20 protein-coding genes and 1 tRNA gene are annotated in these 22975 nt (G+C 44.5%); 13 read left to right on the forward strand and 8 right to left on the reverse strand.

Going from position 1 to position 22975, the window contains the following annotated elements; translation table 11 throughout:
* Positions 1 to 66 precede the first annotated feature (66 nt).
* From V6M43_RS09600 to V6M43_RS09610, 3 genes are read left to right on the forward strand one after another with little or no spacing between them, the layout of a single operon-like run.
* The gene (locus V6M43_RS09600) at positions 67 to 3360 is read left to right on the forward strand and encodes a sensor histidine kinase (RefSeq protein WP_332734692.1); all 3294 of its coding nucleotides are present in this window, start codon (positions 67 to 69) and stop codon (positions 3358 to 3360) included.
* On the forward strand, positions 3357 to 3734 hold the full coding sequence (locus V6M43_RS09605; RefSeq protein ID WP_332734694.1) for a response regulator: 378 nt from the start codon (positions 3357 to 3359) through the stop codon (positions 3732 to 3734). Before V6M43_RS09600 ends, V6M43_RS09605 begins: the two co-directional genes overlap by 4 nt.
* Entirely contained in the window at positions 3731 to 4762 is a 1032-nt protein-coding gene (locus tag V6M43_RS09610) for an adenylate/guanylate cyclase domain-containing protein (RefSeq protein WP_332734696.1), read from the forward strand. Before V6M43_RS09605 ends, V6M43_RS09610 begins: the two co-directional genes overlap by 4 nt.
* Here V6M43_RS09610 and V6M43_RS09615 read toward each other — a convergent pair.
* Complete coding sequence (locus V6M43_RS09615) at positions 4754 to 5533, reverse strand: (Fe-S)-binding protein (protein ID WP_332734698.1); 780 nt, start codon at positions 5531 to 5533, stop codon at positions 4754 to 4756. The genes V6M43_RS09610 and V6M43_RS09615 overlap by 9 nt on opposite strands.
* A 75-nt stretch (positions 5534 to 5608) precedes the next feature.
* Between V6M43_RS09615 and V6M43_RS09620 the strand changes: the two genes are divergently transcribed.
* The 9 genes from V6M43_RS09620 to V6M43_RS09660 all read left to right on the forward strand — a co-directional run bounded on the left by V6M43_RS09620 (position 5609) and on the right by V6M43_RS09660 (position 11933).
* A complete protein-coding gene (locus tag V6M43_RS09620; RefSeq protein WP_332734700.1) occupies positions 5609 to 6325 on the forward strand; it encodes a Crp/Fnr family transcriptional regulator in 717 nt (238 codons plus the stop codon).
* Between the two features lie 53 nt (positions 6326 to 6378).
* The gene (locus V6M43_RS09625; RefSeq protein ID WP_332734702.1) at positions 6379 to 6846 is read left to right on the forward strand and encodes a YHS domain-containing (seleno)protein; all 468 of its coding nucleotides are present in this window, start codon (positions 6379 to 6381) and stop codon (positions 6844 to 6846) included.
* 4 nt (positions 6847 to 6850) lie between these two features.
* Positions 6851 to 7633, forward strand: coding sequence for a DM13 domain-containing protein (locus tag V6M43_RS09630; protein WP_332734704.1), 783 nt, complete (start codon positions 6851 to 6853; stop codon positions 7631 to 7633).
* A gap of 15 nt (positions 7634 to 7648) precedes the next feature.
* On the forward strand, positions 7649 to 8362 hold the full coding sequence (locus tag V6M43_RS09635) for a hypothetical protein (RefSeq protein WP_332734706.1): 714 nt from the start codon (positions 7649 to 7651) through the stop codon (positions 8360 to 8362).
* A 4-nt stretch (positions 8363 to 8366) separates the two neighbouring features.
* A complete protein-coding gene (locus tag V6M43_RS09640; protein WP_332734708.1) occupies positions 8367 to 8909 on the forward strand; it encodes a YceI family protein in 543 nt (180 codons plus the stop codon).
* 61 nt (positions 8910 to 8970) lie between these two features.
* The gene (locus tag V6M43_RS09645) at positions 8971 to 9471 is read left to right on the forward strand and encodes a hypothetical protein (RefSeq protein WP_332734710.1); all 501 of its coding nucleotides are present in this window, start codon (positions 8971 to 8973) and stop codon (positions 9469 to 9471) included.
* Positions 9459 to 10190 carry an NRDE family protein gene (locus tag V6M43_RS09650; protein WP_332734712.1) on the forward strand — a complete coding sequence of 244 codons (732 nt, stop codon included), beginning with the start codon at positions 9459 to 9461 and terminating at the stop codon, positions 10188 to 10190. The genes V6M43_RS09645 and V6M43_RS09650 overlap by 13 nt, the downstream gene beginning before the upstream one ends.
* A complete protein-coding gene (locus V6M43_RS09655; protein ID WP_332734714.1) occupies positions 10187 to 11251 on the forward strand; it encodes a hypothetical protein in 1065 nt (354 codons plus the stop codon). Before V6M43_RS09650 ends, V6M43_RS09655 begins: the two co-directional genes overlap by 4 nt.
* Positions 11244 to 11933, forward strand: a complete 690-nt coding sequence (locus V6M43_RS09660) for a LysE family translocator (RefSeq protein ID WP_332734716.1) — start codon at positions 11244 to 11246, stop codon at positions 11931 to 11933. The genes V6M43_RS09655 and V6M43_RS09660 overlap by 8 nt, the downstream gene beginning before the upstream one ends.
* A gap of 36 nt (positions 11934 to 11969) precedes the next feature.
* Here V6M43_RS09660 and V6M43_RS09665 read toward each other — a convergent pair whose 3' ends face one another.
* The 3 genes from V6M43_RS09665 to V6M43_RS09675 all read right to left on the reverse strand — a co-directional run bounded on the left by V6M43_RS09665 (position 11970) and on the right by V6M43_RS09675 (position 15485).
* On the reverse strand, positions 11970 to 14606 hold the full coding sequence (locus V6M43_RS09665; protein WP_332734718.1) for an outer membrane beta-barrel protein: 2637 nt from the start codon (positions 14604 to 14606) through the stop codon (positions 11970 to 11972).
* A 155-nt stretch (positions 14607 to 14761) separates the two neighbouring features.
* On the reverse strand, positions 14762 to 15367 hold the full coding sequence (locus tag V6M43_RS09670) for a DUF445 domain-containing protein (RefSeq protein ID WP_332734720.1): 606 nt from the start codon (positions 15365 to 15367) through the stop codon (positions 14762 to 14764).
* A gap of 44 nt (positions 15368 to 15411) precedes the next feature.
* A tRNA-His gene (locus tag V6M43_RS09675) sits at positions 15412 to 15485 on the reverse strand.
* Positions 15486 to 15653: 168 nt separating this feature from the next.
* On the opposite strand from V6M43_RS09675, the gene V6M43_RS09680 reads away from it, so the two are divergent.
* A complete protein-coding gene (locus tag V6M43_RS09680; RefSeq protein WP_332734722.1) occupies positions 15654 to 17804 on the forward strand; it encodes a carboxy terminal-processing peptidase in 2151 nt (716 codons plus the stop codon).
* Positions 17805 to 17933: 129 nt separating this feature from the next.
* Here the strand turns inward: V6M43_RS09680 and V6M43_RS09685 are convergent, their stop codons facing one another.
* From V6M43_RS09685 to panB, 4 genes are all read right to left on the reverse strand, one after another.
* Positions 17934 to 18443 (reverse strand): DinB family protein, encoded by a 510-nt coding sequence (locus tag V6M43_RS09685; protein WP_332734724.1) that lies wholly within the window; start codon positions 18441 to 18443, stop codon positions 17934 to 17936.
* A 342-nt stretch (positions 18444 to 18785) separates the two neighbouring features.
* Entirely contained in the window at positions 18786 to 20495 is a 1710-nt protein-coding gene (locus tag V6M43_RS09690) for a S8 family peptidase (protein WP_332734726.1), read from the reverse strand.
* 83 nt (positions 20496 to 20578) lie between these two features.
* Positions 20579 to 22102 (reverse strand): L-piperidine-6-carboxylate dehydrogenase, encoded by a 1524-nt coding sequence (gene amaB, locus V6M43_RS09695; RefSeq protein WP_332734728.1) that lies wholly within the window; start codon positions 22100 to 22102, stop codon positions 20579 to 20581.
* A 40-nt stretch (positions 22103 to 22142) separates the two neighbouring features.
* A complete protein-coding gene (gene panB, locus V6M43_RS09700; protein ID WP_332734730.1) occupies positions 22143 to 22958 on the reverse strand; it encodes a 3-methyl-2-oxobutanoate hydroxymethyltransferase in 816 nt (271 codons plus the stop codon).
* Positions 22959 to 22975 lie beyond the last annotated feature (17 nt).

The following is a 22975-nucleotide window of genomic DNA, read 5'->3' on the forward strand; positions in this document are numbered from 1 at the left end:
AATCATATCCTTATATTAGGGAAGGCCTTTTGCATTTCTCCTGTCCAGGGCCCTAAACTCTAACTGATGTTAATTAATCCTAAACCGGTTCGGCATTTGTTGCTGGCCCTGGCATCTTTTTTCATAGGCATAATTTTGTTTATCCCCTTACTGCTTACCGCGCAATCTGCAGCAGAAGCCGGGATGCCCATCATAACGAACTACACTACCCGCATTTATAAAGGGCATCCCCAGGTATGGAGCATTATTCAGAATGATGAGGGATTGATGTTTTTTGGCACATCTTCCGGTATCACCGTTTATGATGGCGTTAACTGGCGGCAGATCAAGACTTCACAAGGACTTGGATCTTTTAATGTAAGGTCGATGGCAAAAACTCCGGATGGCAGGATATGGTTTGGAACAATCGGAAATATCGGATACCTGGAAACAGATTCGTTGGGAAAATATAAAACAGTTTCCCTTGCCCACCTTATCCCGAAGGAGCATAAGGATTTCAATGATATCTGGTCTATCCATTACAGCGGTAATCATATTTATTTTCAGGCGCGGGAAACTATTTTTCGGTTAGACAGTAAGGAGGGAAAGAACGGCAGATCAATCAAAGTGTGGAAGCCCGAAACGGAATTCATGTATGCTTTTTTCCAGAACGGAATTTATTATGCTCACCAGGTCGATAAGGGCTTATTCAAACTGATAGATGATGAATTCATGTTAATTGCCGGCAGTGAGTTTACCGGGAAGAGCCGTATGCAGGTCATGCTGCCTTATCCCGGTGAAGAGACGAATAAGGATAAATTCATGGGTAGCAATTTTGAGGGTGGATTCTTCTTGTACGATGGCAAAAGTTTCAAACCTTATCCAACAAAATTTGATGGTCATTTAAGCAATGCCAGGGTATATAAAGGGGGCTTGCTATCCAATAATCAAATAGCCATTTCACTTGTTGGCGCGGGTGGGGGACTTATACTCAGCGACCAGCAAGGGAAAGTGTACAACCTCATCAATAGCAAGTCTGGTTTGCAGGATGAGTCTATTTATGCCATATACCAGGATCGGTCGGGTATGCTCTGGCTGGGTCTCGATAACGGTATTGCCAAAATGGAGTTGAATTCACCCATCACCACTTTCACACAGCAGTCGGGATTGAACTCAGGCGTATTATCCATACTAAGGGCCAATGATATTTTATATGTTGGAACACCCGTTGGACTCTATGCATTTGATACAACGGAAAGAAAATTCAACCTCGTTAAAGGTGTATCGCCGGCCCAGATATTTTCACTGCGAAAATCAGGAGATGATGTTTTTGTTGCGGGTGAAAGAGTAGCCCTTTTGCGGAATAATAAAGTACAGAACCTGCAGGCAGGTTTATCTGCAGGCTTTAATGCAGTTAGCTTACTGCTCTCAAAAATTCATCCTGGTATACTTTACACAGGGGGCGTAAATGGTGTTTCTGTTTTCATAAATACGGATGACAAAAATACTCCCTGGCATTTTGGGGGATATTTTCCAAATACATCCAAGGAGATCTGGACGCTTTCTGAAGATGCGGATGGCACGCTATGGTGTGGCACACAAAACAGTATTGTCTATCGCGTAAAACCTGTTGTGGATGAAAATGGGAAAATAGATATAGCGAGAAGCGATGTGAAAACCTATGGCCCGGAATCGGGTCTCCAAAATGCACCCGGCTCGGTATTCTCGATCAAACGAAAATCTTATTTCCCCAGTCTGGGTATGATGCTCACTTTCAATGCCGCTAAAGATCGTTTTGAACCCGACAGTACCTTTGGCCGCATTCCGGAGAATATTACCCTTACTGAAGATTTCATATTGGTGGAAGATAGCATGGGCAGGGTATGGATGCCCCTTGGCAATAAGATCAGGCTGGCAACGCCAAAACCTGGTGGTGGTTATTTACTGGAAGATGACCTTTTCAATGCCTTCCCCTGGGAGAATATCACAACTATTTATCCTGAGAAAAATGGACTGGTATGGCTTGGTAGCGGACAGGGATTGATACGCCTGGATGAGCGCGTGAAAAAGAAAACAGAACAGAAATTTGCAGTCATATTAAGACAGGTTAGTACAGGCAAAGATACCCTGAGTCACCTGGATGCATCGGCACAGAAGCCCTCTTTAAAGCACCAGCGTAATTCTCTCCGTTTCACCTATGCGGCACCGTTCTTTGAACAGGAAGACAGAACAGTATACCAGACCATGCTGGAAGGTTTTGATAAGGAATGGTCGGAATGGGATAAGAACTCTTATAAGGAATACACCAACCTGCCATCCGGTAAATACACCTTTCGGGTAAGGGCAAAAAATAATTACAATACCATCAGTGAAGAAGCGAAATATGCTTTCAGCATTCTGCCACCATGGTATGCTACCTGGTGGGCCTATGCGCTTTATTTAGCGATAGCGGCATTATTGGTGTACCTGGTAGACCGGTTCCAGCGCAAACGCCTGCAGGCTATAGAAAGAAACAGGACCCGCGACCGTGAGCTTGCCCAGGCAAAGGAGATCGAGAAGGCCTATAATGAACTGAAGGCAACACAGAACCAGCTTGTACAATCAGAGAAGATGGCGAGTTTGGGAGAACTGACAGCAGGCATTGCACACGAGATACAGAACCCGCTGAATTTCGTCAATAATTTCTCTGAAGTAAACACCGAATTGATCGATGAACTGGAACATGAATTAAAGAACCAGAACTATGAAGAAGCAGGAGCACTTGCTAAAGACATCCGTGAAAATGAAAAAAAGATCAACCACCATGGTAAAAGGGCCGATGCCATTGTAAAAGGGATGTTGCAGCATAGCAGAACAAGTACCGGCCAGAAAGAACTAACAGATATCAATGCGCTGGCTGATGAGTACCTCCGATTATCATATCACGGATTACGCGCCAAGGATAAATCTTTCAACGCAAATTTTGATGCGGATCTTGATCCAACGCTTGGTAAAGTGAATGTGATACCGCAAGACCTTGGACGGGTTATTCTTAACTTATTGAACAATGCATTTTATGCTGTTACAGAGAAAAAGAAAATGGACCTGGGGGGATACCAGCCTAAAGTGAATATTAGTACAAAAAAACTTAACCATCGTGCCGGGAGGGGAGAGCTGGTAGAGATCAGGGTTTCTGATAATGGGAATGGTATTCCACGGAATGTGATGGACAAAATATTCCAGCCTTTCTTTACCACCAAGCCCACAGGAAAAGGAACCGGGCTGGGATTGAGCCTCAGTTATGATATAATTACCAACGGACATAGTGGCGAGCTTAAGGTTGAAACCAAAGAAGGAGAGGGCACCACATTTATTATTCACCTTCCAAATAATAGTGCATGAAAATTTTAGTAGTGGATGATGAAACAGATATCCAGGGACTTTTTGAACAGCGCTTCAGGAAGGAGATAAAAAATGGAGAGATAGATTTTGCTTTTGCATTTTCTGGTGAAGACGCGCTTGTTTATATGAGTGCACATCATCATGAGGCGGTGCTGATACTTTCTGATATTAATATGCCCGGCATGAGTGGCCTGGATCTATTGAAGCATATCAAGGAAAAATATGAAAAGCCTCCCCCGGTTGTGATGATGATAACTGCCTATGGCGATAGTGAAAATTATAATAAGGCAATGCAGCTGGGAGCAGATGATTTTCTCAGCAAACCGGTTGATTTCACTTCATTGAAGGAAAAACTTAAAGCACGTGTACAATGACGAAAATTTTAGTAGCAGATGATGAAGCAGATCTTGAAATACTGATAAGGCAGAAATTCCGTAAGCAGATAAGAGACAATCAATATGAATTCGTGTTTGCCCAGAACGGCATTGATGCCCTTGAAAAATTACTGGAACATCCTGATGTGGCAATCATTCTGAGTGATATCAATATGCCTGAAATGGATGGACTTACCCTTCTTACCAAATCATCGGAAACATCTCCACTCACAAAAACGGTAATGGTATCGGCTTATGGTGATATGGAAAATATTCGCATCGCCATGAACAGGGGCGCTTTTGATTTTGTGACCAAGCCGGTAAATTTTGAAGACCTGGAACTAACCATGCAGAAAACAATCCAGCATGTAAACCAGCTCAGGGCTACATTACAAGCCATTAAGGAGAACAATATCCTGCGCATGTATGTGGATGCCAATGTGCTGAATTTTATGGGCACAAAAGAGTATGAACATTCACTCAACAATAATGAAACAGTTGATGCAACGGTAGCATTTATAGATATCTGCGGATTTACCTCTATCAGCGAAACAGAGAGTCCGGATACCGTTGTGCAACTACTGAACCGCTATTTTGACGTTATGGTTAAGGAGATCATCGCGCAGGGTGGGATGGTTGATAAATTCATTGGTGACTGTATCATGGCGGTTTTCAGGGGTGAGTACCATCTCGACAGGGCATTGGATACAGCGCTGGCCATACGGCTTAAGATCGATGACCTGCCTGATATCGGAAGTTTTATGCCTAAGGTTTCAATAGGCATCAACAGTGGTGAGATGGTATCAGGTAATATAGGGTCTCACAGCCTTCGCAGGCTCGATTACACCGTGATTGGCGATACGGTGAATACAGCACAACGATTACAGAGTGCGGCGGGTATTGGACAAATACTGGTAAACGAAGATTGTTATATTAAGATCTCCCATGCATTCAATTGCAGGAAAGTGGGAGAGATCAATCTTAAGAATAAATCGAAGCCGATGATTGTATATGAAGTTTTAAATTAATGAAGCAGCTATCATTTCCGCAATATCAAGTACCTGGATATTATCCTCTTTCTCTTTTGTTTTGATGCCATCCGTCATCATGGTATTACAGAATGGACAGGCGGCAGCAATTACAGATGCCCCGGTATTGATAGCTTCATCGGTACGTTCCCAGTTAACGCGTGTTTTTCCCTTTTCTTCTTCCTTAAACATTTGTGCTCCACCTGCTCCGCAACAGAGTCCGTTGGAACGGCAGCGTTTCATCTCAACCAATTCTGAATCCAATGCCTCCAGTACCTTTCGGGGTGCCTCATAAATATTATTGGCGCGGCCCAGGTAACAACTATCATGGTAGGTGATTTTCTTTCCCTTAAAAACACCCTCTTCTTTGAGCCTTATTTTGCCTTCATCAATAAGCTGCTGCAGGAAACTTGCATGATGGATCACTTCATAACTGCCACCCAGCTGGGGGTATTCATTCTTTAGTGTGTTAAAACAATGGGGACAGGTGGTAACGATCTTTTTGATACCATAACCATTCAGGATCTGGATATTCTGGTAGGCCATCATCTGGAACATGAATTCATTGCCAGCGCGCCTGACAGGATCGCCTGTGCACATTTCTTCCTTACCGAGTATTGCAAATTTTACCCCTACCACCGTTAGTATATGCGCAAAGGCTTTGGTGATCTTCTGAGCCCGCTGGTCAAAGCTACCGGCGCAGCCCACCCAGAACAATACTTCGGGCGACTCGCCACTGGCCATCATATCAGCCATCGTTGGAACCTGCATGTAACAACTATTTTTTGTAAATCTATAGGAAATGGTTCAATCCTCCGCAGGAGGTTAAGCTTCAAATTGAGTAATTTGCTGCAAACCTTCTGCAAAATGGGAATGGAAGAGCAATTATTGCTGATCCGTAATTACGACCTCTGGGTAAATATCAGCGATGAGGAATATGAAGAGCTGAACCTTATTCATCACTTCATTGAAGCAAAGAAGAATGATTATATCTACTTTGATTCGCATTACCATAATAAATTATATTTTCTCAAAGAGGGATTTATTAAGATCGGTTATATCGATGATTCAGGTAAGGAAGTAGTGAAAGAGATCATTCAGAAAGGAGAGGTATTCGGTCAGATAACACTTGAGCGAAACAACCTGCAGGGAGAGTTCGCCAGGGCCTTTAAAGGGAATGTGAGCCTCTGTGCTTTTAATATCAATGATTTCGAGAAGATGCTTCATACCAAACCATCCATCGCACTCAGGTTTTCAAAAAAGGTAGGTCATCAATTGAAAAATATTGAAAACCGGTTGGTAAGTCTGCTTAACAAAGACGTGAAAACAAGGCTTATAAATTTTTTTCTCCTGCTCCTTGAAAAGGAAAATATAAAAGAAAATACTGTCAGCATCCCCAACTTCCTGACCCATGAAGATATTGCAAATCTTATCGGCTCTTCCAGGCAAACGGTAACCTCTTCCATTAATGATCTGGAACAAGCAGCGCTCCTCCAGTTCACCCGTGAACAGATAATAATACCTGATGTTAAAGCCCTGCAAAAGCTGGTAAATGTCAGCTAGGCGACCAAAAGGGATGATGCAGTGAGTATAGCTTTATAGCTTAAACTAACTGTATGCGCCTGCTGATACTGAGTTCACTGGTTTTAATTTCTTTTCATGCTTTTGCACAACAGCCCGGCATGGCCAACAATTGGAATCTCCCGAAAAACATTGCCCTGGCTGGGTATGATGCGGTTGCCTATCACCGTGATCAAAAGGCAGTAAAAGGCGATCCCCGGATCATAGCAATACATAAAGGTGTAAAATGGCTGTTCCGTTCTGAAGACAATAAAGCCATCTTCCTTAAAAATCCTTCTGTTTATGAACCCGCATATGGTGGATGGTGTGCCTACGCAATGGGCGCCACAGGAGAGAAAGTTGAAGTTGATCCGGCCACCTTTAGCCTCATAAATGGGCGTCTCTATCTATTTTATAACAAGTACTTCAACAACACGCTGAACAGCTGGAATAAAGATCCAAAGAATTTACAGCGTAAGGCAGATATGAACTGGCAGAAAATCATCCAATCAACTAAAAATTAAGTTTATGAAACATCCCTGGTTGCAAAGACTGCTGCGATGGATCCCCGCACTTATAATGTTACAGACACTGTATTTTAAGTTCACCGCGCATCCACAATCTGTAAAACTCTTTACCACACTCGGAATGGAACCATGGGGGCGCATTGGAACAGGTGTTCTTGAACTGATCGCTGCGGTGCTTTTATTGATTCCTTCCACAGCTGTATATGGCGCACTGCTGGCAATGGGACTAATGAGCGGTGCTATTTTTTTCCACCTGACTCAGCTGGGGATAGTGTTTGATGGCGATGCAGTTTTGTTCATCTATGCAGTAATTACATGGCTTGCCGCCGCCATAATTGTATGGCAACGCAAACAACAATTCCTGAAGTTGTTTTCACCATTGTTTTTTTTGGTGGTGATAAGCATGGCAGGCTGCAATAGTTCAAAGGATACGCCCATGCTTGCCATTAATGACACGATACCGGTAACGGGGATGGTATTGGCAAGTGCAGAGCTGATGTCAGCAGTTCATCCAACCAGCGGCTCAGCTCGTATCTTAAAAGATGGCGATAAGTGGTACCTGGCTTTGGAGAATTTTTCAACTGATTCAGGCCCCGATCTGAAAGTATACCTGTCGTCAAACCTGTCGGCGGCACAATTCATAAACCTGGGCGCTCTGAAATCTACCCGCGGTAATCAGGTCTATGAGATCACAGGTATGCCATCGCTGATGGAATACCCTTATGTTTTAATCTGGTGCCAGCAATTTGCAGTATTGTTTGGATCCGGAAAATTGAATCAATAAACCAAAACAAAACAGTTGAAAACACTCTTAATCGCTGCCTTTGTATACCTGATTCCGGTTATGGCATCAGCGCAGCAAAAAATTATACACAAGTTAGATCTGGCGTCGGCTATCGGAGAGTCGCAGGGTACCATAAGTGGCTCAGCCTGGCATCACTGGCGTGTGGGCAAAAAGAAACGACTTGAACTGGGTATTGGTGCGCGACTGAGTACTTATTTTGGTAATAAGAAGGATTTTATCACCGCACCCGCCGATATAGCCCGCGGTTCATCAGTGCCCTTTCTTGTTGTGATATCATCCCAGGAAACCCAGAACTGGGATACACTTACAGTACAACAGCCAGGGGTAGCCGCAGTTAATGCCGCCATCAGCCTTGCCTATCATTTTACACCCCGCTGGAGCGCTGGCGCTAATATTGACCTGGTTGGATTTACCATCGGTAATAAATCCACCAGCATCTTCACGGCAAATGGCCAACAACAAACAGTGGATGCACGTGCCGCTGCCTTTAACCTGCTGCTTACTGGTGATCTGGATAAAGGCAGTCTCAACTCAGAATTCTTTGTTAACTGGAAGTTCAGGGAGAGATGGTCGGCGCGCGCTATCTACCAGTTCTTTTTTGTGGAGTATAAAACGGATCGTGCTGTTCAACAAATTCCCAAATCCAATGACCGTTTTCGCAACAAAGCTAATATGCTGGGGATCGGTGTGTCATATTATTTAAACTGACCCTATGAACAGGTTGGTAATTTTATTATTGATGCTGACGGGATGGATCCACGAATCGAAAGCCCAATTCTATCAGCCTGTCGATAGTGAATCATCCGTGCGATTCTATATCAATAATTTCGGATCGCAGGTGGAAGGAAGTTTTCGTGGATTGAAGGGGAAGATATCATTCGATCCTCTTCATCCGGCCAGTACAATAATGTATATGTCTGTTGATGCAGCATCTGTAAAAACGGGGATAGCTATGCGAGACCGCCACCTTAAGCAGGAGAAATATTTCCATATTGATCAATATCCACATATAACTATAACGGGTTCGGGTATAAAACCTGGCAAACTGCCGGGAACCTATATAATGGCCGCCGCGGTAACTATAAAATCTGCTACCCGAACGGTGGAAATCCCTTTTAAGGCTAGCCGCCAGGCTATGGGCTGGCTTTTTGAAGGCCGGTTCACCATCAACCGGCGGCATTTTGATGTAGGGGGTGGTAGTATCTCCTTATCAGACCCGGTAACCGTTGAGCTTAAAGTGTTGGCGCAACAATAAATACAAACCTATATTTGCAGGGCCCGGAAAAATATTAAATTCGGTATTTAACTTTATTTGCATGCAGTTAGCGTACGCTGTCAGAAATGCTTTCGACCAGTTACAGGATATCCTGCAACAACTTTCACCGGAACAATACACCCAATCCTGTTCCACCCTTTCAGGTGCTACCATTGGCCAGCACAATCGTCACATCATTGAGATGTATCAATGCCTTCTGGAAGGATATGAAAATGGCAAAGTGAATTACGAGGAAAGAAGAAGGGATATCCGTATTGAATCAGACCCTGTCCTGGCTGTTGAACTCCTCGAAAATATCTGTAAAATGCTTGAACGTTCCAATAAGCCGATGAACCTGCATGCAGGTTATGATGCTGCAACAATGGAAACAATTCAACTGGAAACAAACTACCATCGGGAGATCGCCTACAACCTGGAGCATACCATCCACCATATGGCGCTTATCAAAGTGGGATTGCTTGACCTGCCCGGCATCCGCATTCCGGAAGGTTTTGGGGTGGCGTCCTCCACCATGAAGTATAGAAACGCATGTGCACAGTAAGCTACCTGCCAATGGCCCAGGGGGCCCTGATCACCTCCAACCGTGATGAAAAGATCGGCCGCTCACTTGCATTGCCACCGCAATGGTATGAGATCAATGGTGATAAACTATTATTTCCCAAAGACCCCGATGCAGCAGGAACCTGGATCGCGATGAAGCCATCCGGACAAATGGCCGTTTTGCTCAATGGGGGATGGCAGAAACATCAGCCAGTGTATCCTTATCGTAAAAGCAGGGGACTTGTATTTCTTGACATTGTTTCAGTTAATGATATGTTCGAGGGATTCCGCCAGGCCGACCTCCACCTTATTGAACCTTTCACGATACTTCTTTTCCAGGATGGTAAACTGGAAGAAAACCGCTGGGATGGCAATATGAAATCTTCCCGCTTCATGGATACAACTGTTCCACATATCTGGAGTTCGGTTACCCTTTACAGCGAGGAGATCATTGAACAACGGCGTGGATGGTTTTCTGAGTGGCTTGAATTGAACCCTCAGCCCACCGCAGAATCAATAAGGCAATTTCACCTGTTCGGTGGTAAGGGTGATGAAGAAAATGGAATCCGGATGAATCGCAATAATGAAATGCTGACAGTTAGCGTCACCTGCATGGAGAAAATAAATAATAAGGCAGCAATGCATTATACCGACCTTCTTCTCGATGCGCATTATGAAACGCAGGTGAACATAAATACCGTACACGAAACTTTTTCATGAACATCATACAACGGCTTCTTCACAAGCCTTTTTTCATAAGGTTATTAAATTGGGAATATTGGAGTTTCAATACAGTTTATGCACCCATCATTCCCATCTGGCTTCTTCTTTGCGTGAGGGCCCGATCCCTTTTCTTTTTCTCCGCCTCAAATCCAACTATCATGAACGGGGGATTCCTGATGGAATCAAAGAAGGAGATCTATGACCTGATTCCTCAGCAATATTATCCGCGCACCCATTTTTTTGCCCTGCCTGCCGAACCACACCATGTTATCTCAACGCTTAAAGCTCTGGGATTTAAGTATCCGCTGATAGGTAAGCCCGATGTTGGATGCCGCGGAATGGGAGTGAGGAAACTGAATGATGAGCAGGCACTTGCCGGCTATTGCAAAGAGTCACCACTTGATTTCCTTGTGCAGGAGTATGTGCCTTATGAAAAGGAGGCCGGCATTTTCTATTGTCGAATGCCGGGAGAAGAAAAAGGGCGTATAACCGGTATAGTTAGTAAAGAATTACTCGGTATAACAGGCGATGGCTTAAGTACTATCCGGCAGCTCGTAATGAAAGAGAAACGGTTCATTCTTCAACTGGATGCACTGGAGGCTATGCATGGCGAATTCCTGGAAACCATCCCGCAAAAAGGGGAGAAGGTTGAACTGGTTCCTTATGGCAACCATGCAAGGGGAGCAAAGTTCCTTGACCACAGTCACCTCAATGATCCTGAGCTGGAATACCATATTGATAATATCAGCAAAATGATCCCTGGCTTCTATTATGGTAGGCTGGATGTTCGTTATAACAGCTGGGAAGAACTTCGCCAGGGGAAAGCCCTGTCAATCATTGAACTGAATGGGGCAGGTTCAGAACCTACCCATATTTATGATCCGCATCATTCTATTTTCTTCGCCTGGAAAGAGATCATCAGGCATTGGATAATGCTGCTTCGTATCAGTATGCGCAATCATAAAAATGGCATACCTTATATGCGTTTTCGCGAGGGACGAAAGATGTTCCGCGACAATACTGAATTCGAAAAGCAGATAGCAAAACTCTATGTTTAGCCTTGTCAAGATCTATTTTGCCGGCATGCTGATTAGTTTCCTGGGGAGTCTTCCTTTGGGAACACTCAATATCACTGCCATGCAGATCGCTATCCAGGAAACCCTGAAAAGATCGCTGCTTTATGCACTTGGTGTGGCCATCGTAGAAATTCTATATGTGAGGTTATCGCTTAAGGGTATTGATTGGATCCTCAGCAACCAGAAGGTGTTTTATATACTGGAATGGATCACAGTTGGTTTGTTCTTACTGCTTGCTGCCAGCAGCTTCTGGACGGCAAGGAAAAAAAATTCCACCCAAAAACATATTCTACTCAATAATAAGGTCAACCGATTCCTGTTGGGCTTAGGCATGAGTGCAATGAATCCCGTTCAATTGCCATTCTGGTTCCTCTGGAGTAGTTATCTTTTCAGTACAGGTATTCTGGAGTCGTCTACCATTTCATTTAACGTATATACATTGGGGATAGGAACCGGCACAATTATAGGATTGCTCTTTTTTATTTTTGGTGGCAAATGGCTGGTTCGGAAATTAAATACAGGGCAACGCACCATCAATATACTGGTGGGACTGGTATTTTTAATATCCGCAATTATTCAACTCACCAGGGTCATCAGTAAACCCATGGAGCAAAGGTTGAAAACTGGATTTCATCAAAGTCATAAAACAGGAACGCCGCTATAATTAGCGGCGTTCCTGTTTAAATCATTAGCACCAATATCAGAACTGGTCACCCATATTCTGGTTATCACCACTCGGCCTCATATTCTTACGCTTGAATAGTGAGGTGTCAAATTTTCCAAAGCGGTAACTGAAGTTCAATCGCGCTACCTGTGGATCACGTAACCTCCAGGTATTCTGTTCAAATCCAGGTGCTGAAGAATATACATCGTTAACATCAGTACGGAAGATATCAGAGATGGCAAGAGTCAGGTTAGCCCTGTTCTCCTTCAGGAAATCAAGTCGCAGCGCGGCTTCGATCTCATACTTGGGACGAATATATCCCTGCGCCGTTGTTTGAGTTGCACCCCACATTCCACCGCCACCACCGCCGCCAGGAGGAAGGATGGTCTTGGAAGTATAATCACCTGAAAGCTGGAGTGTCAGCTTCTTGCCGAGCTTAATATTGTTGTTCAGTTTTATAAAATAACTGGTGATGGCTTCCTGGTCGGGTATACCCGGCTGACCAGCATTAATTTTTGATTGATACAGGTTGAAGTTTGAAATAAGTTCCCACCACTTGGTGATCTTGTTTCGGCCGATCAGTTCAAGTCCGGAGATATAACTATTATCGGCATTGATATAACTGATCACAATTTCTTCTTCCTTGGTATAAGGATTCACATCACGAACCTGGTTACGCGTTATCAGGTTATTGGTATGCTTATAATAAACGCTGGCTATGAATGAATTTGCCTGACCATATTTCTTTTGGTAACTCATTTCTGCAGATGCCGTGAACTCTGGCTTCAGGTTTGGATTTCCCCTTGTAAGGTTCAGTGTATCAGAATAATCAGTGAAGGGGAACAACTGGAAGAAGTTCGGCCTGTTAATCCTGCGTGTAATATTCAGCGCCAGCTCATCATTATCACTTAGCTGGTAAGTGAGGAATGCACTTGGAAAAAAACTGATGGGAAAACTGTTGCCAGCATTCAGCAAAGTATCCTTACTATTTGGTGGGGCAGTGGTGGTAAGCACCTCTCCATCATATTCGGAACTTTCTGCGCGTAGTCCTACCTGGTAGCCCAGTTTTTTCCATTTGCTGGTATAAGTTACATATCCTGCATAAACCTTTTCGGTATACTCAAAATTGGAGGAAAGGGAAGGCACCAGAACTGGTTGACCATTACCACTGATAACACTGATCTCATTGATATTTTCGCGGGTGTTGGCGTTGAGACGGAAACCGGTTTCAAGTTTGCTATTCTCATTCAACGGGTTAACAAAATCGGTTTGGAATGTCAGATTGCTACCGGTTCCATCACCTGTATTTAACTGGCCATAGCGCCTCGTTTCACTACCATTATCACCACTCAGAAGAATGTTTTTAATATTCGTATTATTCAGGTTACTATTCCGGCTTAAGTTAAGGTCTGCGGTGAGTTCCCTTCCCGGTTTAGTGAATAATCTCTTATAATAGATCTGTGATCCGAAGTTCCGGAATTCACGATCGCCATCAGACAATCTTTCACTGAATGCAGATTGTATTCCACTGTCAAATAAACTATCAGTACGGATGGCGCTTTCATTATCGAATTTGAACTGCCCCCTTACTGCATTCACCGCAACACCTATGGTATTACGATTATTCATGAAATAATCGAAGCCGGCTCTTCCAAACATGAAACTACCAGTGTTCACACTATAGTCGTCCTGGTTCAGTCGAGTGGTGGGATCTTTGAGAAAGGTCGTTCTGTTGGTATTTCCTTCTGAGATAGATTTGCGCGTGCGGTACATACCACTCACAAACATATTCACTTTGCCCTGCTTCACATTAAGGTCGCCTCCGATATTTGGTTTCCAACGGCTATCAATACCCGCACGTATACTTCCATTATAACCAGCTTTCCGGTTCTTCTTCAAAACTATATTAAGGATACCTGCTGTTCCGCCCGACGCATCAAATTTTGCAGAAGGGTTGGTGATAAGTTCTACGCTTTCAATAGCATCGGCAGGTATCTGGTCGAGCGTGAGGGTAGTAGGCCTTCCATCAACAAATATCTGCGGCGCGCTGTTACGAAGGGTAACATTACCATCTATATCAACGGAGATGGAGGGAATATTCCTCATCACATCTTCTGCGGTTCCGCCGGTAGATACTAAATTTTTATCTACATTGAAAACCTTCCTGTCAATACCCATCGACATCAATGGCTTGGCAGCTGTAACTGTTACACCTTCCAGCAGTTTAGGGTCGGTTTCCATTTTAAAATTGCCAAGGTCTTTATCAATTGCATTGAGTGCGGCCTGCATATCACCACCACCCATCTTAATATTGAAGGCAACTTTCTCTTCGATATCTTTAAAACCAATTGCCGTAATACGCATCCGGTATTGTGCCATTACATTCAGGCCTTCAAAAGTGAACTCACCTCTTTTATCGGTGAACATACCGGCCACAACTGTATCTTTTCTTTGCTTGGAAACTGTATCAAGTTTGGTGGTAACGAGCTGAACGGAGGCAGCCTCGATTCCTTTATTACTGGCAGCGTCGATGATCCTGCCATAAAAACGACCCATGTTCATATTTGCACCGCCGGCCCTGCCGCGGGGTGCACCGCCTTGCATAGTGGGCATCTGGGCATAACTAATACTGCCTGCCAACACGGCAATGGCTAAAAAGATCTGTTTAAGCATTTCTAAGGTTTTCTCTGAGTGGCGCAAAGTTCCGGAATGGTTTTTTCCCGACTCCCCGCATTATGATGAATGGTATTAGACAACTAAGTCGGGCTAATGTTTACCGGGTGGGATAAATGGGGTTATAAAGGTATAAATGGTAACACTTAGCCTGATCAGGCGGCAAAATAGGTAATGGCAACCTGAACCATTCCGATGAGCAGTCCCACAACACCGCCAAGTATTTCAACGAAACGAAACTCTTTGGCCATGATCTGGAGTAATATCTCTTCGAGTTTATCACTGGAAAAAGATCTCACCTTTTCAACAACTATTTTTTCAAGGTCAAGTTGCTCCTGCAGGCTCACCATATATCTTTCCATCAGGGTTGGGAAAAGCTCCCTGAGTTCTTCCACAAACACCGCCTTTAATTGCCCTACTGTTTTATCCCCAATGAACATGCCAACAACCGGCATCGACTCCTTGAGCTTTACCTTGAGGAAATTATCTATATGATCCTCAACATAAGGAAGCAATTGGTCGAGGTTGGAAGGATCTGTGATCTTATGTGAGATATCCTTAAAGGACAGTAGTTCTTCACTAACCAGCTTTCCGAGTTTTTCTGCGAACTGCTGCTGCCGCTTGGGAAAGATGCCCTGGATGGTAAGTCCAAGGAATTTAAATGGCTCCCTTGGATGAAAGAGCATTTTGATCGCGATCCAGTTGGTAAACCAACCAATAAAGGCAGAGATGACGGGGATGAGTAATAGCCAGTAATTCATGCTTCATTTAAATTAAAATCCCTCACCGAAGTGAGGGAAAGATGGGAGGCTGATGGGTCTCGAACCCACGGCCTTCAGTGCCACAAACTGACGCTCTAACCTACTGAGCTACAACCTCCAGGATCCTTTCAGAAACTTGATTATTTCCAAAGGGGCACAAAAATAGTCAAAAATTTGAAACAGTTGCAAGTTGATAGAAAAATATACGCTGCCATTCATCATAATCACATGTTAATTGCCTGCCTATGGCAACAAGCCGAGATGATTTATCGTTATTTTTGATACAATGCAAAAACTGGTTGATTATATGTTCAGTAAAAAAAGCTTACCCGTGCTGGCGGTCTTGTTGATTGGTGCTCTTTTCTTTGGTTTTAGTTCTATGGGAACCAATAGTGCCAATCCTCCCGGCAAATATGAAAAGATTCTTCACAACGTAGGTGACATCCTCCAGGAAGTACACTACAGTCCTAAAAAAGTTAATGATGATTTCTCCCGCGAAATCTTCACCAAGTTCCTTGGTGTGGTAGATGCGGAAAAGAATATCCTTATGCTGCAGGATGTTCAGCAATTGAAAAAATTCGAGACCTCGCTTGATGATGAGATCAATGGCGCGGAAGTAGCTTTTGTGCCGGCAGTTTCTGCTCTCTATAAAAAGAGGATCCTGGAAGCTGAAGCATTCACCAAAGAGATTTTATCAAAGCCCTTTGATTTCAGTACCGATGAAACAATCGTAATGGATTCTGAAAAATTAGAGTTCACCAAAGCGGATGCTGAAAGAAAAGAAAGATGGCGTAAGCGCTGGAAATATATGACGCTGGAAAGATTTTCTGACCAGCTGGAAGTACAGGAAAAAAATAAGGGAAAGCAGGGATTTGAAGTTCGCAGCAATGCCGAGCTGGAGAAAGAAGCCCGTGAGAAAGTTGTTCGGATTGCAACCAGGATGTTTGATCGCCTCAAGCTTAAATACAGTGACGACGACCGTTTCAACCAATATGTGAATACGGTTACCAATGCGATGGATCCCCATACCACCTTTTTCCCTCCGGTTGATAAAAGATACTTTGACGAGCAGATGAGTGGCCGGTTCTTTGGTATCGGTGCATCCCTCCGTGAGGAGGATGGCAATATCAAGATCGCCTCTGTGATTAGTGGAAGTCCCGCCTGGAAAACAGGTGAGATAACAGTGGGGGATGTTGTTCTTAAGGTTGCCCAGGGAGCGGAAGAGCCCGCTGACCTTGCGGGATATGCAGTGGAAGATGCGGTTAAGATCATACGTGGTAAAAAAGGAACTGAGGTGCGTCTGCATCTTCGTAAAGCAGACGGGTCAGTTAAGATCGTTACCATCATCCGCGACGAGATCGTTCAGGATGAAACCTTCGCACGGAGTGCTATTGTAGGAAATGGTAAGAGCAAGATCGGATATATATTCCTCCCTGAATTCTATGCTGCATTTGATGATCCTAAAGGGGCAAGAAGTGGCGCTGATGTGGCCAAGGAAGTGATCAAACTTAAAGAGCAAAAAGTTGATGGTATAATCATCGACCTTAGAAATAATGGTGGTGGTTCTTTATATGATGTTGTTCAGATGGCCGGACTCTTTATTGAAGAAGGCCCTATCGTTCAGGTTAAAGACCGTGATGGAAGACCAAGTGTTTTGCGCGACCGTGATAAGTCACTCCTCTATGATGGTCCGCTGGCTGTAATGGTGAATGAGTTCAGCGCTTCTGCTTCAGAGATATTTGCTGCCGCCATCCAGGACTATAAACGTGGTATCGTGCTGGGAAGCACCACCACCTATGGTAAGGGAACCGTTCAGCGGAATATTGGGCTGGATAAGGAAACCGGCATGTTCACTTCCAATAGTGAGCTGGGTACTATTAAGCTTACCCTGCAGAAATTTTACCGCATCAATGGCGGCTCTACCCAGTTGAAAGGTGTGAGCTCAGATATCATCCTGCCGGATATATTTGAAAAGTCGAAGCTGCGTGAAAAAGATGATCCGGATGCACTGCCATGGGATGAGGTTGCTAAAGCACCTTACATACTCTGGAAAGCTCCTTATGATATGGAAATGGTTAGTAAGAACAGCCAGGTGAGAGTAGATAATAACCCGGCTTTCAACCTGATCAAAACCAATACCGATTGGCTGGCTGCACAGAATGATAAGGTCTATTCACTCAACCTGCAGAAGTTCAGGGAAAACAAGCAGAAGATAAGTTCTACCGTGAAGCAACTCGAAACACTTAATAAGCTCTCCAAGGAGCTTACTGTTGACGATCTTCCCGGTGCGCTCGACCGTTTCTCTTCTGATGCCGATAAACTTGAGCGTTACAAGAACTGGAAGAAAAATCTCCGCAATGATATCTATCTGGATGAAACGATCAATGCCGTGAATGATATGATCTTCCAGAAGAACCTCGCATTTGGAAAGGAATAATTCGAACTGATTTTAGATAGTATAGTTGAAAAACAATAGGCCGTCTCAATATTGAGACGGCCTATTGTTTTTCAACCGGAGAATAGGGACCAGATAGGGACCAGATAGGGACCCCGGGCAAGGTTGTTGCTACAGATAGCGTTCCTTCAATATATTCAGGTGATGTTCTGCATGGCCGGCAATGATAAAACAGAGGGCGGCTACACTGATCTCTTTTTCGCTGGCAGTGCCGGTTGCAGCCAGTTCTTCTTTGGAGAAGGAAGCAACCATCTGGATATTGCTCTTGCGCAACTGACTGAATTCGCGCAGCATCTCCTTCCATCCCCTTGCCGATACGTCAGCATTTTCAGCCCATTTGTTCTCATCAAATCCGGCGAGGGGTGTTTGGTCATATCGTGCAAATCTTAAAGCCCTGTAGGCAAATACTCGCTCAGCATCAATCATATGCTGAACCAGTTGCTTGATAGTCCATTTTCCTTCCCCATAGGCGTAATCGATTTTTTTACGGGGTATATTCTCAAGCACGCTGATTAGATCTTTTGTATTCTGCTTAAGCGCCTTTGAGATCTTTCCATGTTTGGTGGCAAGTTGGATATAGTTTTCATAGAAAGGCGCATAGAGGAGATGGTAGGTGGACATAAATATTGGGTATTAATTGTTTTTGAATCAGTAGGACAACAAATTTAATATTTTAAATGCTGTAGCAATGTTATCAAACAGGCTGATGCCAGAGGGTTAGCAGTCCATCAGGGCGACCTGGGTGAGAGTCCTTTGAGAGTGCCTTGAGAGTGCCTGGGTAGTCCTTAAAAACCCTATGAAAACCCTATAAAAACCCGGGCGGGAGTCAGGGAGAACCCAGGCGGACTGTCACGAATGACACCCCCCGTATGGCACGAATGACCTGTTTTTGCAGCATTCACTCCCTTTAAAACAACATGCCCGCCGGTGGGCGGGCATGAATGACATTTTTTTATGCGGTCACTAGCCTTTATTGCCCTTTTTCAAGGTTGATTTAGGCGTTGTTTTTGGTGGTGCTGTTGCATTTAAAGAAGCTGCCAGTTTGGTTGCTTCAAATGCATTCAACAATCCCCCTGATTTGCTTATAGATGCCAGGTCAGTGATCTCATCTGTACCCGGAATTTTCACTTTGATATCGGGAGTGGTAGCTGACTTTTCAATCACCATCTTTACCTGCTCAGGGGTAAGGTTAGGGAAATAACTCAACAGGAAGGCAGCTACACCTGCAACAACAGGAGAAGCCATGCTCGTTCCCTGCGCATTGCCATAGGTATTACCGCCGGGAATGGTAGAGTATATTTTAGTGCCCGGAGCGAATACATCAACTTCAGCTTTACCATAATTGGAGAAGGAAGCTGTTACACTCTTGAACTGGGGCTCTGCAAGCGGATCACTGCTGGCACCAACTGTGATCCAGTTGGATGCACGCTCGCCGAGGTGCTTGAGCGTTGCATTCGGGAAATTATCTACCGAATCAACATTGGAGCCATCGTTTCCTGCAGCATGTACAAGGAGAACTCCTTTGCTGGCGGCATATTTTACCGCTTCATCCACCCACTTCTTTTCGGGGGAGAAACTTTTTCCGAAGCTCATGTTCACCACCTTGGCGCCATTATCCACTGCATACCTGATGGCAAGGGCAACGTCTTTGTCGTGCTCATCACCATCCGGAACAGCCCTGATGGCCATAATGCGAACATTGTCTGCTATACCATCCATACCAAGACCATTATTTCTTTTTGCGGCAATGATTCCGGCCACGTGGGTACCATGGAATGGAGTATTCGCCATCACGTCATTATTGCCGTAAAAGCGATCATTAAAATCATAATAATTGTCTTTCACGATCTCGCCGCGATAGTCTTCCGGCGCCTTATCCATCGCCTCTTTCTTTCTTTCTTCACCACTTACATAATCTTCAAATCCTTCCAGGAATTCAGTATTAGGGGTTTCCATCATATTGAAAGCTTTCAGGATATAGAGCATGCCTGATTTTGCTTTCTGTCCCTCCGGAGTGGAAGGGGAGAAGCTTTCAAGATCCTTACCTGTATAGCTGGTTTTGCCCATGGCCTGTTTTACCAGACTGTCATTTTTTAAACTGCTTTCCAGTGCGCGCTTCATGAAAACAAGGTCAGCACCACCGCCGCCGGCATCGCCTTCCACTTTCATTTTCGCTTTAAGCCACATGGCATATTCTTCCTGCTCTTCCTTGTTAAGATTATTTGCATCCATATCGGGCTTGTCAAATTTTGCCTTGCCATTATGGTATACACGAGCCGCCTCATAGCTGTCTTTCTTAACGTTTCTACCGTCTTTGCCACCCAAAAAATTCCAGCCATGTACATCATCTACATAGCCGTTCTTATCATCATCAATACCATTACCGGGTATTTCTTTTGAATTGACCCAAAGCACGGGCTTAAGGTCTTCATGAAGTGTATCGATACCTGAATCAATCACGGCAACAACAACTGTTTTAGAAGTCTTGCCTTTAACAAATTCATAGGCTTTATCGAGGCTGATTCCATAAAAGCCATCTTTTTCCTTGTCGGAAAGATGCCAGCCTTTAGGGAGATCTTTTTTCACGGGGGCGGTGCTGCCCTGTCCGGATGCCTGTCCCACACTGAGGGCGGCGAGGAGAATCCCGGCAGGGATTAGGAGAAATTGCTTCATGCAGTCAAAAATTTAATTTACTAATACAAAGAGACGCTTAATTTGAAAAAATAGTTTACCGATCCAATAATTTTTACATTTTATCAAAGGTCGAACTTTATTCCCTGGGCCAGTGGAAGGCTGGTTCCATAATTGATCGTATTGGTTTGCCTGCGCATATAGGCTTTCCATGCATCGCTACCACTTTCCCTACCGCCACCTGTTTCTTTTTCGCCGCCAAAGGCTCCACCGATCTCTGCCCCACTGGTTCCAATATTAACATTTGCTATTCCACAATCACTTCCGCCATGTGAAAGAAACAGTTCAGCCTCCCTGAGGTTCAGCGTCATGATGGCCGAGGATAATCCCTGCGGCACCCCGTTCTGGTAGGCAATGGCCTCCTCAAGGGTACTATATTTCATGATGTACAGGATAGGAGCGAAGGTTTCATGTTGTACGATCCTGAAGTGGTTTCCTGCTTCTGCAATGCATGGCTTCACATAACATCCACTTGCAAATTCCGGGCCTTCAACAACGCCTCCTTCAACAATAAAATTGCCTCCCTCAGCCTTGCATTTGTCAATGGATTCAAGATATTGTTTTACAGCATCCTTATCTATAAGCGGACCAACATGGTTATTCTGGTTAAGGGGATCACCGATACGCAACTGGCTATAGGCTTTCACCAGTTTTTCCTTAAAGCTGTCATAAACCGACTCATGAATGATCAGCCGGCGGGTTGAAGTGCAACGCTGACCGGCAGTTCCCACAGCCCCGAAAACTGCCCCGATCAGTGACATGTCGAGGTCTGCATCTTTTGAAATTATGATGGCATTATTTCCGCCGAGTTCGAGGATGCTTTTGCCTAAGCGGGCGCCAACGGCTGCACCAACAGCCTTTCCCATGCGGGTAGAGCCTGTGGCAGAAATGAGGGGAACACGATTGTCATGGGAAAGCCATTCACCTAATTCGCGGCCTCCATTAACAATTGAACTTACCCCTTCAGGAACATTATTCTTACTGAAAACTTCATTCACTATATTCTGGCAGGCTATAGAGCAAAGCGGAACTTTTTCTGATGGCTTCCACACACAAACGTTACCGCAAACCCAAGCCAGCATAGCGTTCCAGCTCCACACAGCCACGGGAAAATTAAAGGCGCTGATAACCCCCACAATACCCAGCGGATGCCATTGTTCATACATCCTGTGGCTGGGCCTTTCACTGTGCATGGTAAGTCCATGGAGTTGCCTTGATAGTCCAACAGCAAAATCACAGATATCGATCATCTCCTGTACCTCACCCAGACCTTCCTGTAAACTTTTTCCCATTTCATAGGAAACCAGTTGCCCGAGTGATTCTTTGTTTGCTCTTAATGCTTCGCCGATCTGCCGAACGATCTCACCCCTGCGTGGTGCAGGCCATGTACGCCATTCCAGAAATGCCTGGCTGGCAGTTTCTATGACCTGGTCATATTCTTCGCGGGTGGTTGAAATGACTGTTCCGATCTCTTTACCATCGGCAGGGGAGTAGGAAATGATTTTTTCTCCTTTTGATTCTATCCATTCTGATCCTGTAGAAGTGCCTTTGTTAAGCCCTTCTATTCCCAGTGCTTTGAGAAATTCCATGACAAGCTATTTTTTAGCCGTCAAATGTACGCTTTAGGTTTCAGTATTGCTCCTGTTCATTCGGGAAATCATGGCTGCGTACATCCTCGATATAATGCTGCACCGCAGCAATCACCTGGTCGTGCATATTCAGGTATTTGCGCAGGAAACGGGGATTGAAATCATTATTTATCCCAAGCATATCATGCATTACCAATACCTGGCCATCGCAGAATTTACCGGCACCAATACCAATAGTGGGGATATGCAGACTTTCAGAAACTTCTTTAGCGAGTTGTGCCGGAATCTTTTCAAGCACAATAGCGAAGCATCCGGCTTCCTGGAGGAGAAGGGCGTCTTTGCGGAGCTTCTCAGCCTCTTCCTCTTCCTTTGCCCGAACAGTATAGGTTCCGAATTTATATATCGATTGTGGTGTGAGTCCAAGGTGACCCATAACCGGTATGCCTGCCCTTACAATGCGGCGAATGCTCTCAACAACTTCTTCACCGCCTTCCAGTTTAATACTATGCCCTCCCGTCTCTTTCATCACCCTGATAGCAGAGGCGAGGGCAATGTCGGGGTTCGACTGATATGTTCCGAAAGGCAGATCTACAACAACCAGGCATCGGTCTATTCCCCTTACCACACTCTGGGCATGGTAGATCATCTGTTCAATAGTGATAGGCACTGTTGTTTCATGCCCTGCCATAACATTGCTGGCCGAGTCACCTACCAATATCACATCAATTCCCGCTGCATCAAAAAGACGGGCAAAGGAATAATCGTAGGCGGTGAGCATGGATATCCTTTCACCGGCTGCTTTCATTTTAAGCAGCGTATTTGTCGTTACTTTTTTTACTTCAGTATGAACAGACATGGAAAACTTTTGATGAT

The sequence above is a fragment of the Flavihumibacter sp. genome (assembly GCF_036676075.1).
Classification (GTDB): domain Bacteria; phylum Bacteroidota; class Bacteroidia; order Chitinophagales; family Chitinophagaceae; genus Flavihumibacter.